The organism is Streptomyces sp. NPDC093586 (genome assembly GCF_044764905.1).
Classification (GTDB): Bacteria; Actinomycetota; Actinomycetes; order Streptomycetales; family Streptomycetaceae; genus Streptomyces.
On record NZ_JBIWJA010000011.1, the window covers coordinates 54,583 to 78,350 of the forward strand.

The window sequence follows — 23,768 nt, forward strand, 5'->3', positions numbered from 1 at the left end:
GTTTCGATATTTTGTTCGCTGCCGCCCCCACCGGCTCACCGTCCGCCCGTCCCGAGGAGCCGGCCGTGGATCCCGAATCCACCGTCCCCACCTGCTACCGCCATCCCGCGGTGGAGTGTCATGTCCGCTGTATCCGCTGCGACCGCTCCCTCTGCCCCGACTGCATGCGCGAGGCGGCTGTGGGCCACCACTGTCCGGAGTGTGTGAAGGAGGGTGCGCGGTCCGTCCGGCAGGCCCGGACGATCGCCGGCGGGCGGGTCTCGACGACGCCCGTGGTGACGTACGCGCTGTTCGGGCTGAACGTGCTCGCCTACCTGGGTGAGCTGGTGCGGCCGGAGATCGTGGACCGGTTCTCGATGGTCGGCGCGCGCCTGGCCGGGCCGGACGGCACCCACTACCCCGGCGAGGGCCCGTACCTCGTCTCGGGGCCGCTGCGGACCGAGGGTGTCGCCGGGGGTGAGTGGGAGCGGTTGCTCACCGGTGCGTTCCTCCACCAGTCGCCTTTCCAGGGCGCCTTCGGGATCCTGCACATCACCCTGAACATGGTCGCGCTGTGGCAGTCGGGGCGGGTGGTGGAACTGATGCTCGGACGGGTCCGTTTCGCCCTCCTGTACCTGCTGTCGGCGCTCGGTGGTTCCGTCCTGGAGCTGGTCCTGGCCGACCCCGGGCAGTCCTCGGTCGGTGCTTCGGGCGCGGTCTTCGGCGTGGGGGCCGCGTACTACGTGCTGCACCGCCGGCTGGGGGCCGACACGGCCCCGGTCAACCGCTTCATGGTCCTCCTGCTGCTGTGGCTGGTGGTCTCCGCCGGATTCACCTCCTGGCAGGGCCATGCCGGCGGTCTGCTGGTGGGCGGCGCGCTGGCCGTGGCGTACGCGTACGCGCCCCGCGACGGGCGCCGGGTGCTGGTGCAGGCGGGTGCGTGCGCGGGTGTGGTGGTGCTGCTGGCGGTGTCGGCGGCGGTCAAGGTGTCGGAACTGTCAGGTGGAGGTCTTCCCCAGTGAAACGTGCCGGTGTGCTGCTTCTCGCGGCCGTCCCCGTGGTGGCCACGGGGGTGTACTTCCTCATGCCGACGGACTCGGCCGACGCTCCGGTCGCTCCGCCGACGGTCACCGCCCAGTCGGCCCGCGAGGACGCCAAGAGCCGGGCCGAGCAGGAGCGGGAGGCGGACGACGCGCTGATCGCCGACCTGCCGCCGGGGCTGGCCGCCCCGGCGAAGAAGGAGCTGGCGCAGCAGCTGGTGTCCAGCGCCGAGAACTCGACGACCGACTGGCGCAGTGCCTACGGCACCATCGAGGACCTCGGGCAGGGTGACGGCTACACCGCGGGCATCATCGGTTTCTGCACCGGCACCCACGATCTGCTCGCCCTGGTCGAGCACTACACGAAGGAGCACCCGGGCAACGGTCTGGCGAAGTACCTGCCGGCCCTGCGCGAGGTCGACGGCACCGACTCCCACGAGGGCCTCGATCCCGGTTTCACGGCCGCCTGGGAGGCGGAGGCGAAGCTCCCGGCGTTCCGCAAGGCGCAGGAGGAGGAGCGCGACCGCGTCTACTTCCAGCCGTCGGTGCGCCTGGCGAAGCTGGACGGGCTCGGCACGCTGGGGCAGTTCGTGTACTTCGACGCGATGGTCTTCCACGGCCCCGACAGCGACGCGGACGGCTTCTACAGCCTGCGTGAGCGCGCGATGAAGAAGGCGAAGACGCCGGCCGACGGCGGGTCCGAGAAGGCGTACCTGGAGGCGTTCCTCGACGTCCGGCACGAGGCGATGCTGGCCAAGCGGCCGGGCATGGACACCTCGCGCGTCGACACGGCCCAGCGCCGGTTCCTGAAGGCCGGGAACATGGACCTGCGCACGCCGCTGGTGTGGGAGATGTACGGGGACACCTACAAGCTGCCCTGAGCATGCGACGGCGCCCGCCCCTTTCGTCCGGTCGGGGACGGGGCAGGCGCCGTCAGTGTTCCGCACGCCTTTGTGCGGGACGACTGTGAGGTTGTTCCGGCCGTCAGACCGCCAGTGCGCGGTCCGTCGGACGGATCGGGGCCGGCAGGTCGCTGGCTCCGGTCAGGAAGCGGTCCGCGCCGCGTGCGGCGGAGCGTCCCTCGGCGATCGCCCAGACGATGAGCGACTGGCCGCGGCCGGCGTCACCGGCGACGAACACACCCGGCACATTGGTCTGGAAGTCGGCGTCCCGGGCGATGTTACCCCGTTCGTCGAGCTCCAGGCCGAACTGGTCGACCAGGCCGTTCTCCCGGTCGGTGCCGGTGAAGCCCATGGCGAGGGTGACCAGCTGGGCCGGGATCTTGCGCTCGGTGCCCGGCTTCGGGGTCAGCCTGCCGTCGACGAACTCGACCTCGCTCATGTGGAGCCACTGGACGTTGCCGTCCTCGTCGCCCTCGAAGTGGGTGGTGGAGACGGAGTAGATCCGCTCGCCGCCCTCCTCGTGGGCCGAGGTGACCTTGTAGAGCATCGGGAAGGTCGGCCACGGCTGGGAGACCGGGTTCCGCTCCTCGCCGGGCCGCGGCATGATCTCCAGCTGGGTGACGGAGGCGGCGCCCTGGCGGTGGGCGGTGCCCACGCAGTCGGCGCCGGTGTCGCCGCCGCCGATGACGACGACGTGCTTGCCCTCGGCCGTGATGGGGGGCGTCACGAAGTCGCCCTCCTGGACCTTGTTGGCCAGGGGCAGGTACTCCATGGCCTGGTGGATGCCCTTGAGTTCCCGGCCGGGGACCGGCAGGTCGCGGGCGGTGGTGGCACCGGCGGCGATGACGACGGCGTCGTACCGCTTCTTCAGGTCCGTCGCCTTGATGTCGCGGCCGACCTCGACGCCGGTGCGGAAGCGGGTGCCCTCCGCGCGCATCTGCTCGATGCGGCGGTTGATGTGCCGCTTCTCCATCTTGAACTCGGGGATGCCGTAGCGCAGGAGGCCGCCGATGCGGTCCGCGCGCTCGTAGACGGCGACGGTGTGGCCGGCCCGGGTGAGCTGCTGGGCGGCGGCCAGGCCCGCGGGGCCCGAGCCGATGACGGCGACGGTCTTGCCGGACAGGCGCTCGGGGATCTGCGGGGCGACGTCCCCGGTCTCCCACGCCTTGTCGATGATCGAGACCTCGACGTTCTTGATGGTGACCGGCGGCTGGTTGATGCCGAGCACGCACGCCGACTCGCACGGGGCCGGGCACAGGCGGCCGGTGAACTCCGGGAAGTTGTTGGTGGCGTGCAGGCGCTCCTGCGCGGCCGACCAGTCCTCGCGGTAGGCGTAGTCGTTCCACTCGGGGATCAGGTTCCCGAGCGGACAGCCGTTGTGGCAGAACGGGATGCCGCAGTCCATGCACCGGCTGGCCTGCTTGCTGATGATCGGCAGCAGGGAGCCGGGGACGTAGACCTCGTTCCAGTCCTTGACGCGCTCCTCGACGGGCCGGGTCTCGGCGACCTCGCGGCCGTGGTTCAGGAAGCCCTTGGGATCAGCCATTGGTCGCCGCCTCCATCATCTTCTCGGTGATCTCGGTCTCGGAGAGACCGGCTCGCTCGGCGGCGTCCTTGGCGGCGAGCACTGCCTTGTACGTACGGGGGATGATCTTGCTGAAGCGCTCCACGGAGGCCGTCCAGTCGGCGAGCAGCTTCTGGGCGACCGTGGAGCCGGTCTCCTCGGCGTGGCGGCGCACCACGTCGTGCAGCCACTCCTTGTCCGCGTCGTCCAGCGCCTCTACGGCGTCGGCGTTGCCGACGTTGACGTTGTCCGGGTCGAGGTCGACGACGTAGGCGACGCCGCCGGACATGCCGGCCGCGAAGTTGCGGCCGGTCTCGCCGAGGACGACCGCGTGGCCGCCGGTCATGTACTCGCAGCCGTGGTCGCCGACGCCCTCGGAGACGACCAGCGCGCCGGAGTTGCGGACGCAGAAGCGTTCGCCGACCTTGCCGCGCAGGAACATCTCGCCGCCGGTGGCGCCGTAGCCGATGGTGTTGCCGGCGATGACGCTGTACTCGGCGAGGTGGTCGGCGCCCCGGTCGGGGCGGACGACGATCCGGCCGCCGGACAGGCCCTTGCCGACGTAGTCGTTGGCGTCGCCCTCCAGGCGCAGCGTGACGCCGCGCGGGACGAAGGCGCCGAAGGACTGGCCGGCGGAGCCGGTGAAGGTGATGTCGATGGTGTCGTCGGGCAGGCCCGCGCCGCCGAACTTCTTCGTCACCTCGTGGCCGAGCATGGTGCCGACCGTGCGGTTGATGTTGCGGATGGCGACCTGGGCGCGCACCGGCGCGGCGTCGGTGGCGTCCGAGGCGGCCAGCGCGTCCGAGGCGAGCTTGATCAGCTCGTTGTCGAGGGCCTTCTCCAGGCCGTGTTCCTGGACGGTCACCTGGTGGCGCACTGCGCCCTCGGGCAGCTCGGGCACGTGGAAGAGCGGGGCCAGGTCCAGGCCCTGTGCCTTCCAGTGGTCCACGGCGCGGGTGACGTCGAGGGCCTCGGCGTGGCCGACGGCCTCCTCGATGGAGCGGAAGCCCAGCTCGGCGAGGATCTCGCGGACCTCCTGGGCGATGAACGTGAAGAAGTTGACGATGTACTCGGCCTTGCCGGAGAACCGGTCGCGCAGCACCGGGTTCTGGGTGGCGATGCCGACCGGGCAGGTGTCCAGGTGGCAGACGCGCATCATGACGCAGCCGGAGACGACGAGCGGCGCGGTCGCGAAACCGAACTCCTCGGCGCCGAGCAGCGCGGCGATGACGACGTCTCGGCCGGTCTTGAGCTGGCCGTCGGTCTGGACGACGATCCGGTCGCGCAGGCCGTTGAGCAGCAGGGTCTGCTGGGTCTCGGCGAGACCGAGCTCCCAGGGTCCGCCCGCGTGCTTGAGCGAGGTGAGCGGGGAGGCGCCCGTGCCGCCGTCGTGGCCGGAGATGAGCACGACGTCCGCGTGCGCCTTGGACACGCCCGCCGCCACCGTGCCGACGCCGACCTCGGAGACCAGCTTGACGTGGATCCGCGCCTGCGGGTTCGCGTTCTTGAGGTCGTGGATCAGCTGGGCGAGGTCTTCGATGGAGTAGATGTCGTGGTGCGGCGGCGGGGAGATCAGGCCGACGCCGGGGGTGGAGTGCCGGGTCTTGGCGACCCAGGGGTACACCTTGTGGCCGGGCAGCTGGCCGCCCTCGCCGGGCTTGGCGCCCTGGGCCATCTTGATCTGGATGTCGTCCGCGTTGACCAGGTACTCGCTGGTGACGCCGAAGCGGCCGGAGGCGACCTGCTTGATGCTGGACCGGCGGGCCGGGTCGTACAGGCGCTCCGGGTCCTCGCCGCCCTCACCGGTGTTGGACTTGCCGCCCAGCTGGTTCATGGCGATGGCGAGGGTCTCGTGCGCCTCCTGGGAGATGGAGCCGTACGACATGGCGCCGGTGGAGAAGCGCTTGACGATCTCGGAGACCGGCTCGACCTCGTCGACGGGGATCGGCTGCCGGTCGCTCTTGAAGCCGAACAGGCCGCGCAGCGTCATCAGGCGCTCGGACTGCTCGTTCACACGCTCGGTGTACTTCTTGAAGATGTCGTACTTGCCGGAGCGCGTGGAGTGCTGGAGGCGGAAGACCGTCTCCGGGTCGAACAGGTGGGGCTCGCCCTCGCGGCGCCACTGGTACTCGCCGCCGATCTCCAGCGCGCGGTGCGCGGGCGCGATGCCGCTGGCCGGGTAGGCCTTGGCGTGGCGGGCGGCGACCTCCTTGGCGACGACGTCGATGCCGACGCCGCCGATCTTGGTGGCGGTGCCGTTGAAGTACTTCGCGACGAAGGCCTCGTCGAGGCCGACGGCCTCGAAGACCTGGGCGCCGCGGTAGGAGGCGACGGTGGAGATGCCCATCTTGGACATGACCTTCAGGACGCCCTTGCCGAGGGCGTAGATCAGGTTCTTGATGGCCTTCTCGGGCTCGATGTCCGGCAGGAAGGTGCCGGCGCGGACCAGGTCCTCGACGGACTCCATCGCCAGGTAGGGGTTGACGGCGGCGGCGCCGTAGCCGATGAGCAGGGCGACGTGGTGGACCTCGCGGACGTCGCCGGCCTCGACCAGCAGGCCCACCTGGGTGCGCTGCTTGGTGCGGATGAGGTGGTGGTGGACGGCCGCGGTGAGCAGCAGCGACGGGATCGGGGCGTGCTCGGCGTCCGAGTGGCGGTCCGACAGGACGATCAGGCGGGCGCCGTTCTCGATGGCGGCGTCGGCCTCGGCGCAGATCTCCTCGATGCGCGCGGCCAGCGCGTCGCCGCCGCCGTGCACCCGGTACAGGCCGGAGAGGGTCGCGGCCTTGAAGCCGGGCATGTCGCCGTCGGCGTTGATGTGGATGAGCTTGGCCAGCTCGTCGTTGTCGATGACCGGGAAGGGCAGGACGACGCTGCGACAGGAGGCGGCGCTCGGGTCGAGCAGGTTGCCCTGCGGGCCGAGCGAGCTGCGCAGGGAGGTGACCAGTTCCTCGCGGATGGCGTCCAGCGGCGGGTTGGTGACCTGCGCGAACAGCTGGGTGAAGTAGTCGAAGAGCAGCCGGGGGCGCTCGGACAGCGCGGCGATCGGCGAGTCGGTGCCCATGGAGCCGATCGGCTCGGCGCCGGCCTTGGCCATCGGCGCGAGGATGACGCGCAGCTCCTCCTCGGTGTACCCGAAGGTCTGCTGGCGGCGGGTGACCGAGGCGTGGGTGTGCACGATGTGCTCGCGCTCGGGCAGGTCGGACAGCTCGATCTCGCCGGCCTCGAGCCACTCGGCGTAGGGCTTCTCCGCCGCGAGCTTGGCCTTGATCTCGTCGTCCTCGATGATGCGGTGCTCGGCGGTGTCCACGAGGAACATGCGGCCGGGCTGGAGGCGGCCCTTGCGGACGACCTTCGCCGGGTCGATGTCGAGGACGCCGACCTCGGAGCCGAGGACGACGAGGCCGTCGTCGGTGACCCAGTAGCGGCCGGGGCGCAGGCCGTTGCGGTCGAGGACGGCACCGACCTGGGTGCCGTCGGTGAAGGTGACGCAGGCGGGGCCGTCCCAGGGCTCCATCATCGTGGAGTGGAACTGGTAGAAGGCACGCCGGGCTGCGTCCTTGGTGTTCATGGATTCGTGGTTCTCCCACGCCTCCGGGATCATCATCAGCACCGAGTGCGGCAGCGAACGCCCACCCAGGTGCAGCAGCTCCAGGACCTCGTCGAAGGAGGCGGAGTCGGAGGCGTCGGGCGTGCAGATCGGGAAGAGCCGCTCCAGGTCCGAGGACGCGCCGAAGACGTCGGAGACGAGCTGGGACTCGCGGGCGACCATCCAGTTGCGGTTGCCCTTGACCGTGTTGATCTCGCCGTTGTGCGCAACGAAGCGGTACGGGTGGGCGAGGGGCCACGACGGGAAGGTGTTCGTGGAGAACCGGGAGTGCACGAGCGCGATCGCGGACGCGAAGCGGCGGTCGGACAGGTCCGGGAAGAAGGGCTCCAGCTGGCCGGTGGTCAGCATGCCCTTGTAGACGATGGTCCGCGCGGACAGCGACGGGAAGTAGACGCCCACCTCGCGCTCGGCGCGCTTGCGCAGCGCGAAGGCGCGGCGGTCGAGGGCGATGCCCCGCGAGGCGCCGTCGGTGACGAAGACCTGGCGGAAGACCGGCATGGTCGAGCGGGCGGTGGCGCCGAGCAGCTGCGGGGCGACCGGGACCTCGCGCCAGCCGAGGACGGTGAGGCCCTCGTCGGCGGCGATCGTCTCGATCCGCGCGACGGCGTCCTCGGTCCCGTCCACCGGCAGGAAGGCGATGCCGACGGCGTACGCCCCGGCCTCGGGCAGGTCGAATCCGGCCACCTCGCGGAAGAAGGCGTCCGGCACCTGGGAGAGGATGCCCGCACCGTCGCCCGAGTCGGGCTCGGAACCGGTGGCACCGCGGTGCTCCAGGTTGCGCAGCACGGTGAGGGCCTGGTCGACCAGGGTGTGGGACGCCTCGCCGGTGAGGGTGGCGACGAAGCCGACGCCGCAGGCGTCGTGCTCGTTGCGGGGGTCGTACATACCCTGCGCAGCAGGGCGAGCATCCATGAAGGACCGGTTCTGGCCGTTCGCGGAGTGCTGGGACGGCTGGCGCGGCGTACGCATCGGCTCTCCCGTCGTCGTCAGGTGGCATGTGGCAAGTGCCGAGGGACGACGTTGGCCCTCTGCGTGAGTGCGAAAGTTGATGCAGGTTACATGATGGAGCGGTTCTCGGTAACCGGGATACTCCGTTCCACCATGCGGACATCGAAGGGTTTCGGCAGGGCTGCCGGATCCCGGCGATGGAGGCTGTGGAGGCCGCGGCGAACAGATCGTCGTCCGTCGGTCCAAGGGGCGGAGGGAGCGTCGTCGCCCACTCCGCGCGTGCACGCCGGGCGTCGTTGCCCGCAGCGCTTACGGCTCATGCCCGGTGGTCACACGCCTGAAACCAGCGAGTAACGACTACTTATGCGGCCCGTCGCATAAGTCCGAGCCGGGCTATCCTACGGCCGTTCCGAACAGGCTGCCCAGGGCGTACGTCACACCGGCCGCCGCGCCGCCGAGCGCGAGCTGCCGCAGTCCGCTGTACCACCAGCTGCGCGCCGTCACCCTGGCCACCCCCGCGCCGCACAGGAACAGACCGGCCAGCGCCAGCAGGACGGCGGGCCACAGCGAGCTCGCGCCGAGCAGGAAGGGCAGGACGGGCAGCAGGGCGCCCAGGGCGAACGAACCGAACGACGACACGGCCGCGACCAGCGGCGACGGCAGGTCGCCGGGGTCGATGCCCAGCTCCTCCCGGGCGTGTATCTCCAGGGCCTGTTCGGGATCGCGGGACAGCTGCCGGGCGACCTCGCGGGCGAGCTCCGGCTCGACGCCCCGCGCCTCGTAGAGCGCGGCCAGCTCGGCCTCCTCGTCCTGCGGGTGCTTCCTCAGCTCCCGGCGCTCCACGTCCAGCTCGGCCTCGACGAGTTCGCGCTGCGAGGCGACGGAGGTGTACTCGCCGGCGGCCATGGAGAAGGCGCCGGCGGCGAGGCCGGCGAGGCCGCTGAGCACGACGGTCTGCTGACCGGCCGCACCGCCGGCGACGCCGGTCATCAGGGCGAGATTGGAGACCAGACCGTCCATGGCGCCGAAGACGGCGGGGCGCAGCCAGCCGCCGTTGACGTCCCGGTGGGTGTGGTTGTCGCGGTGCGCCTCGTGCAGCGACGCCTCGGTCTCGATGATGGCCACGGGTCCCCCAGAAGGTCTTTTTGGACGAGTTCTATTTTTCGACAACACCGAATGTACGCCGGTCATTTCCGTCCCGCCAGCAAGGAAAGGCTGGGCTTACCTGCGCTTTTACCCTTCCTCGCTCATCCGTGATCTTGAGTGCACATATGTCGACCGGGTGACGCTGGGACGTGTGAGGCTGCATGGCGAGCCGCACCGGGGACAGTTCCGCAAAGGGCTGTGCGCCTCTTCGGGCGCCCGCCTGAGAGGAGAGGCCGCATGGCATCCACCGCCTGCATTCCCTCGGTCCCCGCCCCGGGGGACGCCGCCGGGCTCCGCGAACGGGCGCGCGGCGCGCTGCTCGGTCTGGCCGTCGGGGACGCCCTCGGGGCGCCGGCCGAGAACATGAAGCCCTCCGAGATCCGCGCCCGCTGGGGCCGCATCACGGGCTACGTGGCGGAGCGGCCGTCCGGCACGGACGACACGGAGTACGCCATCTTCTCGGGGCTGCTGCTGGCCCGGCACGGCTGTGCCCTCACCCCGGCCCATGTGGAGGCGGCCTGGCACGAGTGGATCGCGGACCGGGAGGAGGGTCCCTTCCGGGGCGCGGGCTTCAGCGAGCGCGGCACCCTGGAGAACCTGCGCCGCGGCCTGGCCGCGCCCATCTCCGCCCAGCACCGCCACGCCTGGAGCGACGGGCTGGCCATGCGGGCCGCGCCCCACGGCGTGTTCGCGGCCGGCCGCCCCGCCGAGGCGGCCCGGCTGGTGGCGATCGACGGCTCGGTAAGCCACGACGGCGAGGGCATCTACGGCGGCCAGGCGGTGGCCGCGGGCGTCGCGGCGGCGATGACGGGGGCCCCGGCCGTCGCGGTCGTCGCCTCGGCCCTGGCCGTCGTCCCGGAGGACTCCTGGACGGCCCGCTGTCTGCGCCGCGCGGTGACGGCGGCCCACCTCGGCGAACGCGCGGTCCGCTCCGCGGTGGTCATCGGCGGCTACCCCTGGACCGACCTCGCCCCCGAGGCGGTCGCCCTCGCCTTCGGCGCGTACGCGGCGGCCGACGGGGACTTCACCGACGCCGTGCTGACGGCCGTGAACATGGGCCGCGACGCCGACACCACGGCGGCGGTGGCCGGCGCCCTGGCCGGGGCGGGCCGGGGGGTCTCCGCCATCCCGGCCGAGTGGGCCTCGGCCATCGGTCCGGCCCGCGGCACCTGCCTGCCGGCGATGGCCGGACACCATGTGCTGGACGTGGCCGACCTGCTGGTGCCGGGCGGCCGGGCCGCGGGAGGTGTCGTCACCGGGCCGGGCCGCGCGGGCCACGGCACCCGGGGCCCCGGACCCGCCGCACCCGTGCCGGACGCCTCGGCGGCGGGGGTGCGGCCATGACCCGCTCCCGCCCCGCCGCCGAGGAACCCGCCGCCACGGCGTACGTCGCCGCCCCCGACGACGTGGCCCGGCCCACCGCCGGAGCCCCCCACCGCCCCGAACCCCAGCCCGGCACCAGCGCCCCGGCCCCCGACGCCGCCGACGGCGCCCCCCGTACCAGCAGCGCCCCTTCTCCGCCGGCCCCTGAGAACGACGACACCGGTACCCACGGCGCCCCTTCGGCACCGACCACCACCGAAGACGCCCGACCCGGCACCAGCACCCCGGCCCCCGACGCCGCCGACGGCGCCCCCCGTACCAGCAGCGCCCCTTCTCCGCCGGCCCCTGAGAACGACGACACCGGTGCCGACGGCGCCCCTTCGGCACCGACCACCACCGAAGACTCCCGGCCCGGCACCGGCTCCTCGGCGCCGGCCACCACCGACGGCACCGGCTCCTCGGCGCCCGCCCCGGCTCACGGCACCCGCCCCTCCCCCGAGGCGCCGCGCACCGGACCCCGGCGGGTCGAGGGACTTCTGCTCGGGCTCGCCGCCGGGGACGCGGCCGGGTGGCCCGCCGCCCGGCACCGGGCGGCGCGAATGCCCGAGTGGACCCGTCGGCTCACCCGCGGGCTGGACACCTTCGCCGAGCAGAACGCGATCACCACCCTCCCCGTCCCCGTCGCCCTGAACCAGCCGCCGGAGCCCCTGCGCCTCGGCCCGTCGGACGACGCCGAGTGGGCCGCGTTCACGGCGGAGGCCCTGCTGCGCGCCGGGGACGACAGCGCGCTCGGCGACCTGAGCCGGGAGCGCCGGACGCGTGCCGCGATCGACCTCACCTGGAGCGCCGTCGCCGGCGAGGTGGCCGCCGCGGCGGACCGCGCCCCCGAGGTCGAGTCGGCGGTACTGCCGCTGCGGGCCCGCATCTCGGTACGGGCCGGGCTCGGCAACCTCGCCACCGGCCTGCGCCCGCCCGCCACCGGCCACGACAACCCGCACTACTTCGACGACGCCGCCTGCGTGAGGGCCTGCGTCCTGGCCGTCGCCCACCCCGGCGCCCCGCGGTCCGCCGCCGACCTCGCCGAGTTCGACGCCCGCTACACCCAGGACGGCGACGGCGTGCACGGCGCCCGCGCCATGGCGGCGGCACTGGCGTGCGCCCTCGGCGGCGGCGACGTGGACGCCTGTGTGACGGCCGCGCTCGCCGAGCTCCCCGTGGAGACCGAGATCGGCCGCAACACCCGGCAGGCACTCGCCCTCGCGGCCGGGGCGGAGAGCGCCTTCGCCCTGGTCCCGCTGCTGGAGCACCAGATCGTCGACCACGTCTACAGCTACGGCGTCGCCGCCGCCGAGACCGTACCGGTCGCCCTCGCCCTGGCCCGCGCCGCCCGGGGCCGGATCGCCGAGGCCGTACCGGCGGCGGCCTGCCTCTCCCGCGTCGCGGACTCCGCCCCGGCGCTGGCGGGCGCCCTCACCGGCGCGCTGGGCGGCGGCGCGTCGGTCCCCGCGCCCTGGCGCGACGCCTGCCGCACGCTCCCCGGCTGCGTCCTGCCCCGGCTCACCGGTACGGACCTGGTGGAACTCGCCGGACTCCTGCACGCCGCGCACCCGCCCCGCCCCGAAGGAGGACGCACACCATGACAGCCCGTACGTCGGAGAACGGCACGGCGAGCCTGGAGGAGCGCGTCACCGGCGCCCTCGTCGGGGCGGCCGTCGGCGACGCGCTCGGCGGCCCGGTCGAGGGCTACTCCCCCGAGCAGATCCTTGAGCGCCACGGCGGCCGGATCCACGGCGTCGTCGGCCCCTGGAACGGCGACGCCTGGCGCACCGCCCGCCCCGTCGCCCCGTACCACAAGGGCGACGGCCACGTCACCGACGACACCCTGATGACCCACGCGCTGGTCCGGGTCTACGACACGGTCCGCGACCATCTCGACGCCTACGCGGTCGCCGAGCACCTGGTCCCGGACCTGATGACGACGCCCCGCTGGATCCCGGAACTGGAGGCGGAAGCCCTCCCGCTCCAGCGGATCTTCCTCGCCGAGAAGTGGCTGGTGGCGAGGATCCACTACGGCCACGTCGACCCGCGCGAGGCCGGCACCGGCAACATCGTCAACTGCGGCGCGGCGATGTACATGGCCCCGGTCGGCCTGGTCAACGCGGGCAACCCGGCGGGCGCGTACGCCGAGGCGCTGGACGTCGCGGGCGCGCACCAGTCGTCGTACGGCCGGGAGGCGGCCGGCGTCTTCGCGGCGGGGGTCGCGGCGGCCTGCGCCCCCGGTGCGACACCGGAGACGGTGCTGTCGGCCTGTCTGTCCCTGGCGAAGGACGGCACCCGGGCGGCGATCGAGGCGGTCGGCGACGTGGCCTCGCGCCACTCGGAGTTCGAGTCGGCGCTCGCGCCGCTGCGGGAGGCCGTCGCGCCGTACGACACGGTCGGCCCCGACTACCGCACCCCCTCCCTGGGCGCCCGTCGCCCGTCCCGGCTGCACGCGATCGAGGAACTCCCCGTCGCCCTGGGCATGCTGCTGGTGTCCGGCGGCGACTACCGCCACGCGGTCCTCGGCGCGGTCAACTACGGCCGCGACTGCGACTCCATCGCCACGATGGCGGGCGCGCTGGCCGGGGCGCTGGGCTCCCCCGTCCCCGAGGACTGGGCGAAGACGGTCGCGGAGGCGAGCCGCCTGGACCTGTGGCAGCCTGCGGCGACGCTCACCGAGGTGGCCCGGGAGGTCTTCGAGCGGGACGTCCTGCGGCGCCGCGCCCACGAGCGGGCGTTCGCCGCGATCGGAGGCGCGAGATGCTCCGACTGACCTGGGTCCAGCCCGAGGACCTGATCGGCCACGAGCTGCGCCAGGCCGCGCTGGACGGCCGGGACGCGTCGGCGGTCGCCTCCCGCTGGCGCGCGGCGGGCGGCTGCGACGCCCCCGCCCGTGCGGGCGCCTCCCCTCAGCCGGCCTCCCCGTACCTGCGCCTGCTGGCGGAGGAGCTGCTGGACGAACTGGCCGCCCTGCCGAGCCCGTCCGCGGCGGAGGAACCCACGGATCTGGACGAGATCAGGGCCAGGTGCTCGGACTGGCCCGCACCGCGCCCCGCCGCGCCGCCGGCCGTGTCCCCCGACCGCCTGGAGGCCGCCTGGCTGGGACGGGCCGTCGGCTGCCTCCTCGGCAAGCCCGTCGAGAAGCTCCCCCTGACCGGCATCCGCCGCCTCGCCCGAGCCGCCGGAAACTGGCCGCTGACCAGGTACTTCACGGCCCGGGGCGTCCCCGGGGAGCTCACCGCCGCGTACCCCTGGAACCGTCGCTCCGCGGCCACCTCCCTCGCCGAGAACATCGACGGCATGCCGGAGGACGACGACCTCGACCACCCCCTCCTCGGCCTCCTGCTCCTCCAGCGCCACGGCCGGGCCTTCACCACCGCCGACGTCGCCCGCGTCTGGCTCGACGAACTCCCCGCCGGGCGCGTCTTCACCGCCGAACGCGTCGCCTACCGCAACCTCCTCGCCGGTCTCGAACCCCCGCACACGGCACGCCACCGCAACCCCTTCCGGGAGTGGATCGGCGCTCTGATCCGCGCCGACGTGCACGGCTGGACCAACCCCGGCGACCCGGCCGCGGCCGCCGGGCAGGCACACCGTGACGCGACCCTCACCCACACGGGCAGCGGTGTCCACGCGGCGATGTTCGCGGCGGCGGTCATCGCCGACGCCGCCACCGGCGCCCACGACGTCCACGCCTGCCTGCGCACCGGCCTCACGGTCGTCCCGCCCGGTTCACGCCTGGCCGGGGCCGTCCGCCACGCCGTTCGGCTCGCCGAGACGCACGACGACTTCGACACGGTCGTCGACGCGCTCCACGCCGCCCACTCCCCCACCCATCACTGGGTCCACGCCGTCCCCAACACCGCCCTGATCGCCGCCGCCCTCACCCATGCGGACGGCGACTTCAGCGGCTCGGTCTGCCGGGCCGTGTCGGGGGGCTGGGACACCGACTCCAACGGCGCCACCGCCGGCAGCGTCGCCGGCCTGCTCGCCGGCTCCCCGGCCGCCCTGCCCGAGCACTGGACGGCCCCGCTGAAGAACCGCCTGGCCACCTCGGTCGGCGGCTTCGACGGCATCGGCTTCGACACCCTCGCCCACCTCACCCACACGGAGGCCACCCGCTCATGCCCCGGCCCGTCGTGACTCCCCCCGCGCCCCTGCCCGTCCCGGCCGCCCTGGCCGGCCTGCGCGTCCTCGACCTCGCCACCCTCTTCGCGGGCCCGCTCGCCGCGACCCTGCTCGGCGACTTCGGTGCCGAGGTCGTCAAGGTCGAGCACCCCACCCGCCCCGACCCCTCCCGGGGCCACGGGCCGTCGAAGGACGGCATCGGCCTGTGGTGGAAGCTGCTGGGCCGCAACAAGCGCACGATCACCCTCGACCTGTCGAAGCCCGCCGGCCGCACCACCCTGCTGCGCCTCGCCGCGACCGCGGACGTCGTCATCGAGAACTTCCGCCCGGGCACCCTGGAGAAGTGGGACCTGGGCTGGGACGAGCTGTCCTCGGTCAACCCGCGCCTGGTCCTCACCCGGGTCACCGGCTTCGGCCAGTTCGGCCCGTACGCGCGCCGCCCCGGCTTCGGTACGCTCGCCGAGGCGATGAGCGGCTTCGCCGCGATGACCGGCGAGCCGGACGCGCCCCCGACGCTGCCGCCGTTCGGGCTGGCCGACTCGATCGCCGCGCTGGCGACGGCGTACGCCGTGCTGACGGCCCTGTCCGCCCGCGACCTCACCGGCGAGGGCCAGGTCGTGGACATGGCGATCATCGAGCCCATCCTGACCGTGCTGGGCCCGCAGCCGATCTGGTACGACCAGCTCGGCCACGTCCAGCCGCGCACCGGCAACCGCTCCCAGAACAACGCCCCGCGCAACACCTACCGCACCGCCGACGGCACCTGGGTCGCCGTCTCCACCTCCGCCCAGTCGGTCGCCGAGCGCGTGATGCGCCTGGTGGGCCGCCCGGAACTGATCGACGAGCCGTGGTTCGCGACGGGCGCCGACCGGGCCCGGCACGCGGACGTGCTGGACGCGGCGGTCGGCGACTGGATCGCCCGGCACACCCGCGCCGACGTGCTCGCCGCCTTCGAGAAGGCGGAGGCCGCGGTCGCCCCGGTCCAGGACGTGCGGGACGTGATGACCGACCCGCAGTACCAGGCCCTCGACACGGTCACCACGGTCGACGACCCCGAGCTGGGGTCGCTGCGCATGCAGAACGTCCTGTTCCGGCTCTCCGCCACCCCCGGCGCGATCCGCTGGGCCGGCCGGCCGCACGGTGCGGACACCGAGGAGGTGCTGACCGAGCTGGGGCTGTCCCCGGCGGACGTGAAGGAGCTGCGCGAGGCGGGTGTCGTATGACGCCCCCCGCGCTGACCTGGCTGTACGCCCCCGGGGACCGGCCCCGGGTGGTGGCCAGGGCGCTGGCGGCCGGGGCCGACGTGGTCGTGATCGACCTGGAGGACGCGGTCGCCCCGGACCGCAAGGAGTACGCCCGCGCCTGCACCGCCGAGCTGCTCACCGACCCGCAGCCGGTGCCGGTGCACGTGCGGGTGAACGCCCTGGACGGGCCGCTGGCCGCGGCGGACCTGGCTGCGGTGGCCGCGCTGCCGGGGCTGTCCGGGCTGCGCCTGCCCAAGGTGTCGTCCCCCGGGCAGATCGCCGCCGTCGCCGGGGCCACCGGCGGGCCGCCCCTGTACGCGCTGCTGGAGACGGCCCTGGGCGTGGAGCGGGCGTACGCGATCGCCGCCGCCCACCCGTCGCTGCGCGGCATCGCCCTCGGCGAGACGGACCTCCGCGCCGACCTGGGCGTACGGGGTGACGCGGGGCTGGACTGGTCGCGGGCGCGGGTGGTGGTCGCCGCGCGGGCGGCGGGGCTGGCGCCGCCGTCGCAGACGGTGCATCCGGACACCCGGGACCTGGAGGGCCTGGCGGCGTCCTGCGCCCACGGCCGCGCCCTGGGCTTCCTGGGCCGCGCCGCCATCCATCCCCGCCAGCTGCCGATCATCGAGCGGGCGTACCTGCCCACCGAGCGGGAGCTGGAGGAGGCGGAGACGATCGTCAAGGCGGCCACCGCGCAGCCGGGCGCCCAGGCGCTGCCGGACGGGCGGTTCATCGACGCGGCGGTGGTGGCGACGGCCCGGCGCACCCTGTCCCTGGCCCGGCGGCCCGCCCTGGCCTGACACGCGCCGAGGGCGCCCGGAGAAGATCCGGGCGCCCTCGGCTGCGTACGGCGGGCCGTCAGCCCTTCTTGGCCGGGTCGGCCCCGTCCTTCACGGCGCGGTCCCCGGCGTCCTCGGCGCTCGCGGACTCCGTGGGGGTCTTGGCGTCCTCGGGCGCCTCGGCGTCCGTGCCGGCGTCCGCCTTCGCGTCGTCGCCGGTCTCCGCGTCGATGCCCTCCGCGCCCTCCGCGTCCGGCTCCACCACGGCCTCCCGGCCCGGCCGCAGCCGCGCCGACAGCACCATGTAGACGACGGCGAGCAGGAACACGAACAGCGCGGTCCAGTTGTTCAGCCTGAGGCCCAGGATGTGGTGGGCGTCGTCGACGCGCATGTACTCGATCCAGAAGCGGCCCGCGCAGTACGCGGCGACGTACAGCGCGAAGGCCCGCCCGTGGCCGAGCCTGAAGCGGCGGTCGGCCCAGATGACGAGCAGGGCGACGCCGACGCACCACAGCGATTCGTACAGGAACGTCGGGTGGTACGTGCCCGGCACCCGCCCGTCGGCCGACGACGTGATCTTCAGCGCCCAGGGCAGGTCGGTGGGCCTGCCGTACAGCTCCTGGTTGAACCAGTTGCCCCAGCGGCCGAGGGCCTGGGCGAGGGCGATGCCGGGGGCGACGGCGTCGGCGTACGCGGGCATCGGGATGCCCCGGCGCCGGGCGCCGATCCAGGCGCCGAGCGCGCCGAGCGCGATCGCGCCCCAGATGCCGAGGCCGCCCTCCCAGATCTTGAAGGCGTCCACCCAGTCGCGGCCCTCGCTGAAGTACAGCTCGTAGTCCGTGATCACGTGGTAGAGCCGGCCGCCGACCAGGCCGAACGGAACGGCCCAGACCGCGATGTCGGCCACCGTGCCGGCCCGCCCGCCCCGGGCGATCCAGCGCTTGTTGCCGAGCCAGACGGCAACGAAGACGCCGATGATGATGCAGAACGCGTAGCCGCGCAGCGGGATGGGACCGAGGTGCAGCACCCCGCGCGACGGGCTGGGAATGAAGGCAAGTTCCATGGCAGGGTCGACGCTACCGTGTGGGACGGGGGGCGCGGCGGGCAGCCCGGCTACGGGTCCGTAACGGGAGGGCCCGGGTGACCTACTCGTTGGCGTCCTGCACGAGCTTCTTCAGCTTGGCCGGTGTCATGGATTCCTCCTTGTAGATGTCCTTGCCGTCCAGCAGCACGGTCGGCGTGCCGCTGAGGCCGGCGCTCAGGAAGGCCTTGTTGGACTTCTCGACCCAGCTGTCGTGCGTGCCGTCCTTCACGCACTTCCGGAAGGCGGGGGTGTCCAGGCCGTCCACCTTGCCGGCCAGCTCGATCAGCTTGCCGTCGGCGGCGAAGGCGTCGTCGGTCTCCTCGGGCTGGTTGCTGTACAGCACGTCGTGGTACGCCGGGAACTTGCCGGCGTCCTGGGCGCAGGCGGCGGCGTTGGCCGCCCTGCGGGAACCGCTGCCGCCCATGTTGCCGTCGATGATCGTCGCCAGGTGGTACTCGACCTTGAGCTTCCCCGCGTCGGTGAGCTCGTGGATCGTGTCGCGGTACGTCAGCTCGAAGCCCTTGCAGGCCGGGCAGCGGAAGTCCTCCCAGACGGTGAGCGTCGACTTGGCGCTCTCCTTGCCGACGGGGATGGCCAGGCTGTCCTTGCCCTGGGCGCCCGAGGGCGCCACGACCGGGCCGGCCGTCTCGCTGTCGTCCTTGCCGGCGTTCGCGGCGACCACGCCGACCACCGCGGCCAGTCCCAGGACGCCGACCACGGACACGCCCACGATCAGCGCGCGCCGGCGCTTGTCCCTGGACTTCTGCTTCTCGCGCTGGGCCGCCAGCTTCTGGCGGGCGGTGCGCTGTCCCTCTCGGTTCTTGTCGCTCACACCCCGCAGAACGAACCGGGGAGGCGCACAGCGCCTCCCCGGTCCCAGGTCCACCCGTACGGGGGATCCCTGTCACGTGCCTTGCCGTCACGCCCGACGGCGCACTCCCTCGGCCAGGTCGGCGGCGAGCGCGCGGACGCCCTCCAGGCCGGCCCTCTCGTCGGGGGCGTCCAGCATCCGCTTGACGAAGGCGGAGCCGACGATCACGCCGTCGGCGAAGCCGGCGACCTCGGCGGCCTGCGCGGCGTCGGAGACGCCGAGCCCGACGCAGACCGGGATGTCGGTGGTGGCGCGGGTGCGCCGCACCAGGTCCTCGGCCTGCGCGCCGACCGACTCGCGGGTGCCGGTGACGCCCATGAGGGAGGCGGCGTAGACGAAGCCGCTGCCGGCCGCGGTGATCTCGGCGAGCCGCGCGTCCTTGCTGCTGGGCGCGACCACGAAGACCGTGGCGAGCCCGTGCTTGTCGGCGTGCTCCCGCCACAGCGCCGACTCCTGGACGGGCAGGTCGGGCAGGATGCACCCGGCGCCGCCCGCCTCGGCGAGCTCGGCGGTGAAACGCTCGACGCCGTAGCGGTCGATGGGGTTCCAGTACGTCATGACGAGGATCGGCTTGCCGGTGGCCTCGTGGGCCTCTCGGACCGTGCGCATCACGTCGGCGATCCGGACGCCGCCGCGCAGGGCGATGTCGTCGGCGGTCTGGATGACCGGGCCGTCGAGGACGGGGTCGCTGTGCGGCAGCCCCACCTCGACGACGTCGGCGCCGCCGTCGAGCGCGGCCTTGACCGCCTCGATGCCGCCGTCGACGGTCGGGAACCCGGCCGGGAGGTAGGCGATGAGGGCGGCGCGGCCCTCGGCCTTCGCCGCGGCGAGGGTGTCGTTCAGCAGCCGCACGTTCCCGCTCACTTGGCGTCCCCCTCGATCTCGGCGGTGGTGCCGGCCTCGTCGGCGGCGACCTCGGCGTCGGTGTCGTACAGCCCGAAGTAGCGGGCGGCGGTGTCCATGTCCTTGTCGCCGCGGCCGGACAGGTTGACCACGATCAGCCCGTCCGGGCCCAGCTCCCTGCCGACCTCCAGCGCGCCGGCGAGGGCGTGGGCGGACTCGATGGCCGGGATGATGCCCTCGGTGCGGGACAGCAGGCGCAGCGCCTGCATGGCGGCGTCGTCGGTGACCGCGCGGTACTCGCCGCGGCCGGAGTCCTTGAGGTGGGCGTGCTCGGGTCCGATGCCCGGGTAGTCCAGGCCGGCCGAGATGGAGTACGGCTCGGTGATCTGGCCCTCGTCGTCCTGGAGGACGTAGGACCGGGAGCCGTGCAGGATGCCGGGCTCGCCCGCGGTCAGGGTGGCCGCGTGCTCGCCGGTCTCGATGCCGTGCCCGGCGGGCTCGCAGCCGATGAGGCGGACGCCTTCGTCGGGGATGAAGGCGTGGAAGAGGCCGATGGCGTTGGAGCCGCCGCCGACGCAGGCGACGGCGGCGTCGGGGAGGCGTCCGGCCTGCTCCAGGAGCTGGCGGCGGGCCTCGACGCCGATGACGCGGTGGAAGTCGCGGACCATCGCCGGGAAGGGGTGGGGGCCGGCGACCGTGCCGAACAGGTAGTGGGTGCGGTCGACGTTGGCGACCCAGTCGCGGAACGCCTCGTTGATGGCGTCCTTCAGGGTGCGGCTGCCGGACTTCACGGCGATGACCTCGGCGCCGAGCATGCGCATGCGGGCCACGTTGAGGGCCTGGCGCTGGGTGTCGATCTCGCCCATGTAGATGGTGCAGTCGAGGCCGAACAGCGCGCAGGCGGTCGCCGTCGCCACGCCGTGCTGGCCGGCGCCGGTCTCGGCGATCACGCGGGTCTTGCCCATGCGCTTGGTGAGCAGGGCCTGGCCGAGCACGTTGTTGATCTTGTGCGAGCCGGTGTGGTTCAGGTCCTCGCGCTTGAGGAAGATCCGGGCGCCGCCCGCTTCCGCGGCGAAGCGGGGGACCTCGGTGAGCGCCGAGGGGCGGCCGGTGTAGTGGGCCAGGAGGTCGTCCAGCTCGCGGGCGAACTCCGGGTCGGACTTGGCCTTGTCGTACTCGACGGCCACCTCGTCGACCGCCGCGACGAGGGCCTCCGGGATGAACTTGCCGCCGAAGGCGCCGAAGTAGCCCTCGGGGCTGGGGGTCCGCCCCTCCGGGTCGGGGATGAAGAAGGTGCTGGGCATGCGTGTACCTCACGGTGAGTGTCTGTGGGACTGATCGCCGTGGGGGCGGGTGTCGTGTTGTCGGCTACGAGCCGGTCGTGGCCGGTCGCGCCCGCGCGACGGAGTCGCACATTCCGTACAGCCCCGCGCCCCTTGCGGGGCGCTGCCATCGCATGCCGTTGACCTGCCCGGGTTCGTCACCGATGACGTACCGCACCCGGCGCCCGTGCACCCGGCGGGCGGGCGCGCGGCAGCCTCGGGGCCGGCAGCCGCGCGCGAGGCGGGCGTACGGGTCCCGGGCGGCCGGGGTGAGCGGGAGGGTCATCGTCGGCAAGCCTACCGGGGTCAGCCGCGCCCGTGCCGGAGCGCCGGGTGTTCGCCCGCGGCCACCAGGTCGGAGACGGCCGTCTTCGGATCCCGGCCGGTGACCAGGGACTCGCCGACCAGGACCGCGTCCGCGCCCTCGTTGGCGTAGGCGATGAGGTCGTGCGGGCCGCGGACGCCGGACTCGGCGACCTTGACGATGTGCGCGGGGATCTCGGGGGCGACCCGTTCGAACGTGCCGCGGTCGACCTCGAGGGTCTTCAGGTTGCGCGCGTTGACGCCGATGATCCTGGCGCCGGCGTCCACCGCGCGCTCGACCTCGTCCTCGTCGTGCACCTCGACGAGCGGGGTGAGTCCGATGGACTCGGCGCGCTCGATCAGCGACTCCAGGGCCGGCTGGTCGAGGGCCGCGACGATCAGCAGCACGAGGTCGGCGCCGTGCGCCCGGGCCTCCCACAGCTGGTACGACGTGACGATGAAGTCCTTGCGCAGCACGGGAATGTCCACGCGCGCGCGGACGGAGTCCAGGTCGGCCAGCGAGCCGCCGAAGCGGCGCTGTTCGGTGAGGACGGAGATGACGGCCGCGCCGCCCGCCTCGTAGTCCGCGGCGAGTCCGGCCGGGTCGGCGATGGCGGCCAGTGCGCCCTTGGACGGGCTGGACCGCTTGACCTCGCAGATGACCTTGACGCCGTCGCCCCGCAGGGCGCTGACGCCGTCCTGGGCGGGGCGGGCCTTGGCCGCGCGCTCCTTGAGCTCGTCGAGGCTGACGCGCGCCTGCCGTTCCGCGAGGTCGGCACGGACTCCGTCGATGATCTCGTCGAGCACACTCACGCGAGCGGCCCCCTTTCAGACGGCGAAACCTGTGGTCACTCCGATGGTATCCGCAGGAGCGAGCAGGCCTCGCATCCGGTGCGCGGCGGTCCCACTACCTGGACGCCCGCCGGGTGATCAAGGATGGAGCCAGCCACCGAACGGCAGGTTCCGGACAACGGTGAAGACCAGCAGCAGCGTGCCCAGCGTCCACAGGTGCACCGGGCCCAGGTCGATCCTGACGGGCCGGCCCCGCACGGCGCGGATCGTCCAGACGGACCACAGCACGGCGAAGCCCAGGTAACCGAGGACGGCCGGGGCGTTGGCGTGCAGCGCGGCCAGGACGTCCCCGTGGACGAACGCGTGGGCGCTGCGCAGACCGCCGCAGCCGGGACAGTAGAGGCCGGTGAAGCGCAGCAGCGGGCAGACGGGGTAGTGGCCGGACTCGTTGGGGTCCACGCTCCCCACGTAGGCGAAGGCGCCGACGACGGCCGCCAGCACCCCGGCCGGGACGGCGACGCGGGCCGCGGCGGCCGGTGCGCCCGGGCGGGGAAGGGCCCTGGTCGGGGTCGGTTTCCGGCTCTCGGCGTCCACGTCCCGCATTCTGCCCGGCACGGGCCGTGCACGCATGTGAGGGGCGGCCCCGGCACCCCTGGTGCCGGTCCACCCCTCAGGGAGTACTGCGCGATTACGGCCGGGTCAGCCCTTGGCGCCGGCCGGCTCGCGCTCACCGGCGACCCGGTGCACCGGGTGGTCCTCCTTCGGCTGGCCGAGACCCATCATGCGCATGATGAGACCCACGAGGCCACCGAGGAGCACGACCGCCATGCCGGCCCAGAAGCCCGCCGGCTGGGCCGCCACCATGAACACGCCCGCGATGCAGAAACCGATGAAGGCGATGATGACACCCGTCCAGGCGGCCGGGGTGTGACCGTGGCTGCTGCCCGCCATTGCTTGCTCCTCGTTGCTGTGTACGTGTCTGAGCAGGTCGCTCGTGCCCATTGTCCCGTACGGGCGCGCGCGTCGTGACCGGGGGTGCTCCTCCACGCACGCGTGGCGGCCACCGGACGCCCCGGGCGTGCGTGGCGCGTGTACGGGTGCCCCGGCGTGCGCGGTCGAACCGTGTGTTCCTGCCGGGGCCGCCGCGGGTCAGGCGCCGGTCGGGTCCTCGCCGCGGTCCAGGGCCTTCCACAGGTCCTCGGGGCGGTCGGGGTCCACGGTCTGCGGCCTGCGGCGCGGGCGCGGGGTGCCGTCGCGCTCGTAGCGGCCGGACATGGCGGGCCACAGCCGGCCGTAGCGCAGGGCGAGCAGCCCGGCCAGCAGGAGCAGGACGCCGCCGGCGGCCGCGACGTACGGCCAGGCGGTGTGGGAGAGGGCGTCCACGGTGGCCGAGGTGTCGCCGGCCGCCTCGGCGGCCTTGTCGTCCAGCGCGGAGCTGTCGGAGGCGCCGGCCAGGGCCGCGGCGACGGTGCCCGCGCCGCTCAGCGCGAGCAGGGCGGCGACGGCGAACCGGCCGGCGCGGCGGACGGCGAAGACGGCGACGAGCGCGGCGAGGCCCACGACCGCGAGCGCCGCGGGGACGCCCGTGACGTCGCTGCCCTTGGCGGTCAGGGGGAACGCGCCGCCGGCCACCGTCGCGGTGCCCTGGGACCACTCCTGCCGGGTGGCGAGCAGAGCGACGGCCGCGCCGAGCGCACCGCACAGCAGGGCGGCGGCGAGGCTCCGGCGGCCGGCCCGGGCGGGTCCTGCGGCGGGAGTACGGGGGTGAGGAACAGCTGTCACGTACTCCACTATCGCCCGAACCCCGGGCGATACGTCACCCGGGGTACGGAATCCGCAGCGTGAGAAGGG

The 23,768-nt window shown here is 73.5% G+C and carries 20 protein-coding genes; 8 read left to right on the forward strand and 12 right to left on the reverse strand.

What is annotated here, in order from left to right:
* The first annotated feature begins 65 nt into the window (after positions 1–65).
* Positions 66–1,001 carry a rhomboid family intramembrane serine protease gene (locus ACIRFH_RS14355; RefSeq protein WP_403520256.1) on the forward strand — a complete coding sequence of 312 codons (936 nt, stop codon included), beginning with the start codon at positions 66–68 and terminating at the stop codon, positions 999–1,001.
* Positions 998–1,900, forward strand: coding sequence for a chitosanase (locus ACIRFH_RS14360; protein WP_403520258.1), 903 nt, complete (start codon positions 998–1,000; stop codon positions 1,898–1,900). Before ACIRFH_RS14355 ends, ACIRFH_RS14360 begins: the two co-directional genes overlap by 4 nt.
* A 103-nt stretch (positions 1,901–2,003) precedes the next feature.
* Here ACIRFH_RS14360 and ACIRFH_RS14365 read toward each other — a convergent pair whose 3' ends face one another.
* The 3 genes from ACIRFH_RS14365 to ACIRFH_RS14375 all read right to left on the reverse strand — a co-directional run bounded on the left by ACIRFH_RS14365 (position 2,004) and on the right by ACIRFH_RS14375 (position 9,168).
* The gene (locus tag ACIRFH_RS14365) at positions 2,004–3,467 is read right to left on the reverse strand and encodes a glutamate synthase subunit beta (RefSeq protein ID WP_403520260.1); all 1,464 of its coding nucleotides are present in this window, start codon (positions 3,465–3,467) and stop codon (positions 2,004–2,006) included.
* Positions 3,460–8,007: a glutamate synthase large subunit gene (gltB, locus tag ACIRFH_RS14370; RefSeq protein WP_403520473.1), complete on the reverse strand. Its 4,548-nt coding sequence runs from the start codon at positions 8,005–8,007 to the stop codon at positions 3,460–3,462. Before gltB ends, ACIRFH_RS14365 begins: the two co-directional genes overlap by 8 nt.
* A gap of 429 nt (positions 8,008–8,436) precedes the next feature.
* Entirely contained in the window at positions 8,437–9,168 is a 732-nt protein-coding gene (locus ACIRFH_RS14375) for a VIT1/CCC1 transporter family protein (RefSeq protein ID WP_403520262.1), read from the reverse strand.
* Positions 9,169–9,426: 258 nt separating this feature from the next.
* On the opposite strand from ACIRFH_RS14375, the gene ACIRFH_RS14380 reads away from it, so the two are divergent.
* The 6 genes from ACIRFH_RS14380 (at position 9,427) to ACIRFH_RS14405 (ending at position 16,723) form a co-directional block, all read left to right on the forward strand.
* Positions 9,427–10,533 carry an ADP-ribosylglycohydrolase family protein gene (locus tag ACIRFH_RS14380; protein ID WP_403520264.1) on the forward strand — a complete coding sequence of 369 codons (1,107 nt, stop codon included), beginning with the start codon at positions 9,427–9,429 and terminating at the stop codon, positions 10,531–10,533.
* A 62-nt stretch (positions 10,534–10,595) separates the two neighbouring features.
* On the forward strand, positions 10,596–12,152 hold the full coding sequence (locus ACIRFH_RS14385) for an ADP-ribosylglycohydrolase family protein (RefSeq protein WP_403520475.1): 1,557 nt from the start codon (positions 10,596–10,598) through the stop codon (positions 12,150–12,152).
* On the forward strand, positions 12,149–13,324 hold the full coding sequence (locus ACIRFH_RS14390; RefSeq protein ID WP_403520266.1) for an ADP-ribosylglycohydrolase family protein: 1,176 nt from the start codon (positions 12,149–12,151) through the stop codon (positions 13,322–13,324). The genes ACIRFH_RS14385 and ACIRFH_RS14390 overlap by 4 nt, the downstream gene beginning before the upstream one ends.
* Positions 13,312–14,694 (forward strand): ADP-ribosylglycohydrolase family protein, encoded by a 1,383-nt coding sequence (locus tag ACIRFH_RS14395; RefSeq protein ID WP_403520267.1) that lies wholly within the window; start codon positions 13,312–13,314, stop codon positions 14,692–14,694. The genes ACIRFH_RS14390 and ACIRFH_RS14395 overlap by 13 nt, the downstream gene beginning before the upstream one ends.
* Positions 14,676–15,902 carry a CaiB/BaiF CoA transferase family protein gene (locus ACIRFH_RS14400; RefSeq protein ID WP_403520269.1) on the forward strand — a complete coding sequence of 409 codons (1,227 nt, stop codon included), beginning with the start codon at positions 14,676–14,678 and terminating at the stop codon, positions 15,900–15,902. The genes ACIRFH_RS14395 and ACIRFH_RS14400 overlap by 19 nt, the downstream gene beginning before the upstream one ends.
* On the forward strand, positions 15,899–16,723 hold the full coding sequence (locus ACIRFH_RS14405) for an HpcH/HpaI aldolase/citrate lyase family protein (RefSeq protein WP_403520271.1): 825 nt from the start codon (positions 15,899–15,901) through the stop codon (positions 16,721–16,723). Before ACIRFH_RS14400 ends, ACIRFH_RS14405 begins: the two co-directional genes overlap by 4 nt.
* Before the next feature lie 58 nt (positions 16,724–16,781).
* On the opposite strand, the gene lgt is transcribed toward ACIRFH_RS14405, so the two are convergent.
* The 9 genes from lgt to ACIRFH_RS14450 form a co-directional block, all read right to left on the reverse strand.
* Positions 16,782–17,765 (reverse strand): prolipoprotein diacylglyceryl transferase, encoded by a 984-nt coding sequence (lgt, locus tag ACIRFH_RS14410; protein ID WP_403520273.1) that lies wholly within the window; start codon positions 17,763–17,765, stop codon positions 16,782–16,784.
* An 82-nt stretch (positions 17,766–17,847) separates the two neighbouring features.
* Complete coding sequence (locus ACIRFH_RS14415) at positions 17,848–18,618, reverse strand: DsbA family protein (RefSeq protein WP_403520275.1); 771 nt, start codon at positions 18,616–18,618, stop codon at positions 17,848–17,850.
* A gap of 87 nt (positions 18,619–18,705) precedes the next feature.
* Complete coding sequence (trpA, locus tag ACIRFH_RS14420) at positions 18,706–19,521, reverse strand: tryptophan synthase subunit alpha (RefSeq protein WP_403520277.1); 816 nt, start codon at positions 19,519–19,521, stop codon at positions 18,706–18,708.
* Positions 19,518–20,804, reverse strand: a complete 1,287-nt coding sequence (gene trpB / locus ACIRFH_RS14425; protein WP_403520279.1) for a tryptophan synthase subunit beta — start codon at positions 20,802–20,804, stop codon at positions 19,518–19,520. The genes trpA and trpB overlap by 4 nt, the downstream gene beginning before the upstream one ends.
* A 64-nt stretch (positions 20,805–20,868) precedes the next feature.
* Positions 20,869–21,108, reverse strand: coding sequence for a tryptophan biosynthesis modulator TrpM (gene trpM / locus ACIRFH_RS14430; RefSeq protein WP_403520281.1), 240 nt, complete (start codon positions 21,106–21,108; stop codon positions 20,869–20,871).
* 20 nt (positions 21,109–21,128) lie between these two features.
* Positions 21,129–21,938, reverse strand: a complete 810-nt coding sequence (gene trpC / locus ACIRFH_RS14435; protein ID WP_403520283.1) for an indole-3-glycerol phosphate synthase TrpC — start codon at positions 21,936–21,938, stop codon at positions 21,129–21,131.
* A 117-nt stretch (positions 21,939–22,055) separates the two neighbouring features.
* Positions 22,056–22,520, reverse strand: coding sequence for a DUF2752 domain-containing protein (locus ACIRFH_RS14440; RefSeq protein WP_403520477.1), 465 nt, complete (start codon positions 22,518–22,520; stop codon positions 22,056–22,058).
* Positions 22,521–22,616: 96 nt separating this feature from the next.
* Positions 22,617–22,868, reverse strand: a complete 252-nt coding sequence (locus ACIRFH_RS14445; RefSeq protein ID WP_403520285.1) for an HGxxPAAW family protein — start codon at positions 22,866–22,868, stop codon at positions 22,617–22,619.
* A 198-nt stretch (positions 22,869–23,066) separates the two neighbouring features.
* On the reverse strand, positions 23,067–23,708 hold the full coding sequence (locus ACIRFH_RS14450) for a TIGR02234 family membrane protein (RefSeq protein WP_403520287.1): 642 nt from the start codon (positions 23,706–23,708) through the stop codon (positions 23,067–23,069).
* Between the last annotated feature and the right edge of the window lie 60 nt (positions 23,709–23,768).

Bases quoted from the DNA above. Each gene is read 5' to 3' on its own strand.
- ACIRFH_RS14365 (WP_403520260.1), bottom strand. From the start codon at position 3,467: ATGGCTGATCCCAAGGGCTTCCTGAACCACGGCCGCGAGGTCGCCGAG.
- gltB (WP_403520473.1), bottom strand. From the start codon at position 8,007: ATGGATGCTCGCCCTGCTGCGCAGGGTATGTACGACCCCCGCAACGAG.
- ACIRFH_RS14380 (WP_403520264.1), top strand. From the start codon at position 9,427: ATGGCATCCACCGCCTGCATTCCCTCGGTCCCCGCCCCGGGGGACGCC.
- ACIRFH_RS14390 (WP_403520266.1), top strand. From the start codon at position 12,149: ATGACAGCCCGTACGTCGGAGAACGGCACGGCGAGCCTGGAGGAGCGC.
- ACIRFH_RS14395 (WP_403520267.1), top strand. From the start codon at position 13,312: ATGCTCCGACTGACCTGGGTCCAGCCCGAGGACCTGATCGGCCACGAG.
- ACIRFH_RS14400 (WP_403520269.1), top strand. From the start codon at position 14,676: ATGCCCCGGCCCGTCGTGACTCCCCCCGCGCCCCTGCCCGTCCCGGCC.
- ACIRFH_RS14405 (WP_403520271.1), top strand. From the start codon at position 15,899: ATGACGCCCCCCGCGCTGACCTGGCTGTACGCCCCCGGGGACCGGCCC.
- lgt (WP_403520273.1), bottom strand. From the start codon at position 17,765: ATGGAACTTGCCTTCATTCCCAGCCCGTCGCGCGGGGTGCTGCACCTC.
- trpB (WP_403520279.1), bottom strand. From the start codon at position 20,804: ATGCCCAGCACCTTCTTCATCCCCGACCCGGAGGGGCGGACCCCCAGC.
- trpM (WP_403520281.1), bottom strand. From the start codon at position 21,108: ATGACCCTCCCGCTCACCCCGGCCGCCCGGGACCCGTACGCCCGCCTC.
- ACIRFH_RS14440 (WP_403520477.1), bottom strand. From the start codon at position 22,520: ATGCGGGACGTGGACGCCGAGAGCCGGAAACCGACCCCGACCAGGGCC.
- ACIRFH_RS14445 (WP_403520285.1), bottom strand. From the start codon at position 22,868: ATGGCGGGCAGCAGCCACGGTCACACCCCGGCCGCCTGGACGGGTGTC.